The organism is Streptomyces sp. NPDC049577, from assembly GCF_040675635.1.
GTDB lineage: Bacteria > Actinomycetota > Actinomycetes > Streptomycetales > Streptomycetaceae > Streptomyces.
The window spans coordinates 1-3,851 of record NZ_JBFAPH010000466.1 but is presented as its reverse complement, the minus strand read 5'-3'; the positions used below and the strand labels follow the sequence as shown (position 1 = coordinate 3,851).

2 protein-coding genes and 1 pseudogene are annotated in these 3,851 nt (G+C 73.5%); 2 read left to right on the top strand and 1 reads right to left on the bottom strand.

Going from position 1 to position 3,851, the window contains the following annotated elements:
* Positions 1-61 precede the first annotated feature (61 nt).
* Positions 62-358, bottom strand: a complete 297-nt coding sequence (locus AB0K09_RS31015) for a hypothetical protein (protein ID WP_366068733.1) — start codon at positions 356-358, stop codon at positions 62-64.
* A 290-nt stretch (positions 359-648) separates the two neighbouring features.
* Between AB0K09_RS31015 and AB0K09_RS31010 the strand changes: the two genes are divergently transcribed.
* Together AB0K09_RS31010 and AB0K09_RS31005 are read left to right on the top strand one after the other, a co-directional pair.
* Positions 649-2,868, top strand: coding sequence for an ABC transporter substrate-binding protein (locus AB0K09_RS31010; protein WP_366068731.1), 2,220 nt, complete (start codon positions 649-651; stop codon positions 2,866-2,868).
* A gap of 232 nt (positions 2,869-3,100) precedes the next feature.
* Positions 3,101-3,784: pseudogene (locus AB0K09_RS31005) on the top strand (GTP-binding protein); the annotation flags it as partial.
* Positions 3,785-3,851: the final 67 nt, after the last annotated feature.

Genomic DNA, 3,851 nt, shown 5'->3' with positions numbered 1-3,851 from the left:
CAGGAGTGGGGTAGAGAAGTCGTAGGAACTGGTGTGTGACGCGCTTCGGCCGGCGCGCGGCTCAGGGCGCGCGCCGGTCGCAGGAGCCGAGCCCCTCGTCGTCGGCGCCCTGCCACAGCGAGGCGTCGTACGGGGCGTCGGGGACCGGGACCACCGGCAGCGACGGCTCGCGCGACCGCTCCGGCGGCGCGCTCTCCCGCAGCAGGGCGAGGCTCTCGCGCAGATGGGAGGCGTCCGTGCGGACCCGCCGCAGCTCCAGGCCATTGCTGCGGCCCAGCCGCGGCTCCAGCCTGCCGAGCGCCCGGTCCAGCTCGTCCAGACAGCGTTGAATCGACGTCAGGTCGTCGGTCAAGGACATGACTTGCCCTCACTTCCGCGTCGGCGGTTGCGGATGGCGACGCTGGTGCGACAGAGAGTGTCGCGCGTCACATGGCCCGAAGGGAAGACAGCCGCCGCCCCCTCCGCGCGTCCGGACGCCCGGGACCCGCCGTCCGGGTGACGCGCGCCCGGCTCCCGCCGTGTCGCCGTGCCGGACCGCGGCCCGTCGCCTTCAGTGAGGCCGTAGATGCGATCAACGTTCATCGTTCATCGCGATCAGCCGTTCATCGGATCCGGCAGACCCGGCCTCGGGCCGGCGGAGGTAGCGCCATGTCCATCTGCACCCGGTCCAGCGCCCGGTCCCGCACGCGCCGCCCCGCCGCCGCCCTGCTCACCACGGGCGCGCTGCTGGCCGGCTGCGCCGGCTGCTCCGGCGCTCAGGAGGACGCCGACAGCCCGGCCGCACCCGCCGACATCGCCCCCGCCCCGCGCGTCAAGGTCGCCGACAAAGGCACCCTGACCTGGGCCGTCGACGCGCTGCCGACCACCTTCAACACCTTCCAGGCCGACGCGGACGCCACCTCCCAGCAAGTGGCCCAGGCCGTCCTGCCGACCCTCTTCACCCTCGATCAGAGCGGCCGCCCGCAGCGTGACCCGGACTTCCTGCGCTCCGCGGAGGTGGTCCAGCGCCAGCCCCGCCAGATCGTCACCTACAAGCTCAACCCGGCCGCCGTCTGGACCGACGGCAGGGCGATCGACGCCACCGACTTCGAGGCCCAGTGGAAGGCGCTGCGCGGCCAGGACAGCGCCTTCTGGACCGCCCGCAACGCCGGCTACGACCGCATCGAGAAGGTCGAGCGCGGCGCCGACGCCCACGAGGTGCGCATCACCTTCGCCAAGCACTACGCCGACTGGCCGTCCCTCTTCTCCCCGCTCTACCCCAAGACGGTCATGGGCAGTGGCAGCGCCTTCAACGACTCCGCCCGCAAGGAGCTGCGGACCGGCGCGGGGCCGTTCCGGATCGAGGGCTCCGACGCCAAGCAGGGCACGCTCACGCTCGTCCGCAACCCCCTGTGGTGGGGCGACCGGGCCAAGCTCGACAGGCTGGTGCTGCGCACCGTGCCGCGCGAGCAGCGCGCCGACGCGCTGGCCACCGGCAGGGTCGACCTGGCCGAGATCACCCCGGACGTGGCCGAGAGCATCGAGCGCGCCAACCGGCCGCAGCGGGGGCGCGCGGAGGACGAGGCGAACAAGGCGAACCCGGGGAGTGCGCCCAGCTCCGCCGGTCCCGCCGGTCCCGCCGGTCCCGTCAGTCCGGCCGGCCCTGTCGGCTCCGCCGGGCCCGCAGGTCCGGTGACCCCGGCCGGCTCGGTCGGCCCCGCCGTTTCTCCGGCCCCCGGGAACGCGGCCGGCAAGGCGGGGAGGGCCGCCCCTGCCGTCCCCGCCGTGCCCACCCTTCCGGCCAGTCAGCCCGCCCAGCCCGCCCAGTCAGCTCAATCCGGTCTGCCCGCCCGGCCCGGTCTGCCCGCCCAGCCCGGTCTGCCCGCCCCGGCAGGGCTGCCCGCCCCGGCAGGTCAGGCGAAGCCCGCCGACTCGCCGCTGCGCGGGCTGGTCGTCCGCCGGTCCCTGGAACCCGCCTACACCCAGCTCGCCCTCAACGGCGCCTCCGGGCCGCTCGCCGACGAGCGCGTCCGCCGCGCGATCGCCCGCGCCGTCGACCGCAAGGCCATCGCCGAGTACGTGCTCAAGCCGCTCGGCCTGCCCGCCCGCCCCATGGGCAGCCACCTCCTCGTCGCCGGCCAGGCCGGCTACCGGGACAACAGCGACTCCATCGGCGGCACGGACCCGCGCGCCGCCCGGGCGCTGCTGGCGGACGCGGGCTGGAAGGAGGGCCAGGGCGGCGGCACGGGCGGCACCGCCGGGAAGACGTCCCAGGCCGCGCAGAAGTCCGACAAGGCCGGAAAGACCGCGGCCGACAAGGACGCCGGCGGGAACCGCGCCGCCGCGGGCGTGCCCCCGCGGGTCAAGGACGGCAAGAAGCTCGCCCTCCGCTTCGTCCTCCCGAAGGGCGCGGGTGCCGAGCCGCTGCGGGCCGTGGGAGACCGGATCGCCCGGCAGCTCGACGCCATCGGGGTCCACACGGAGATCACCAAGGTCGACGACGCGGCGTTCTTCAAGGACCACATCGCGGCCGGCGACTTCGACCTGGCCCTCTACGCCTGGCCCACCGGGGCCTTCCCGGCCACCGACGCCCGCCCCATCTTCGCCAAGCCCCAGCCCGCCGCGGACGGCTCGCTGCTGGTCGAGCAGAACTACACACGGGTCGGCACCGACCAGATCGACCGCCTCTTCGAGCAGGCGGCCGGCGAACTCGACGAGGACGCGTCCCGCGACCTGGTCGACCGCGCGGACGCGCGGATCTGGGCGGTGGCGGGCTCGATCCCGCTCTACCAGCGGCCGCAGCTGGTCGCGGCGCGGAAGAACGTCGTGAACGCGGGAGCCTTCGGGCTCGCCGCCCCCCGGTACCAGGACATCGGGTTCCTGCGCTGACCGGGGGGCTCCGCCCCCGGCCCCCCGGACGCGGCCTGGCCGCGTGTCCTCGAAGCCCAAGGACGGGCCGATCAGCTGCCGCCCTCGGAAATCCGCAGGTCAGAGCCTCCCCGCGCAGTACCGGGAACCGCCCCGTACCATGGGGTGAGGCCGTGGCGTGTCCGCCCGGCAAGGGCTCGCGCACCGGACCGTGCGTGACGCCGTCACCTATCCCGGGAGAAGCGCCCCACGTATGCCCACGCGCCACGACATTCGTAACGTCGCCATCGTCGCCCACGTCGACCACGGCAAGACGACCATCGTCGACGCCATGCTCAAGCAGGCCGGAGCCTTCGCCGCGCACCAGCTCGACTCGGTCGACGACCGGGTCATGGACTCCAACGACCTGGAGCGTGAGAAGGGCATCACGATCCTCGCCAAGAACACGGCGGTGAAGTACCACCCCAAGGACGGCGGGGACCCGATCACGATCAACATCATCGACACCCCCGGCCACGCCGACTTCGGTGGCGAGGTCGAGCGCGGTCTGTCGATGGTGGACGCGGTCGTCCTGCTCGTCGACGCCTCCGAGGGCCCGCTGCCGCAGACCCGCTTCGTGCTCCGCAAGGCCCTGCAGGCCCGGATGCCGGTCATCCTGTGCATCAACAAGACCGACCGCCCGGACTCCCGCATCGACGAGGTCGTCAACGAGACCTACGACCTCTTCCTCGACCTGGACGCCGACGAGGACCAGATCGAGTTCCCGATCGTCTACGCCTGCGGCCGTGACGGCATCGCCTCGCTGACCAAGCCGGAGGACGGCACCGTCCCCGCGGACAGCACCAGCCTGGAGCCGTTCTTCTCCACGATCCTGGAGCACGTCCCGGCCCCGACGTACGAGGAGGACGCGCCGCTCCAGGCCCACGTCACCAACCTCGTGCTCAGGAACGGGTAGAGGGAGAACGCGGCGACAACCGCCAGACCCGGCAGCAGGAACAGCCAGG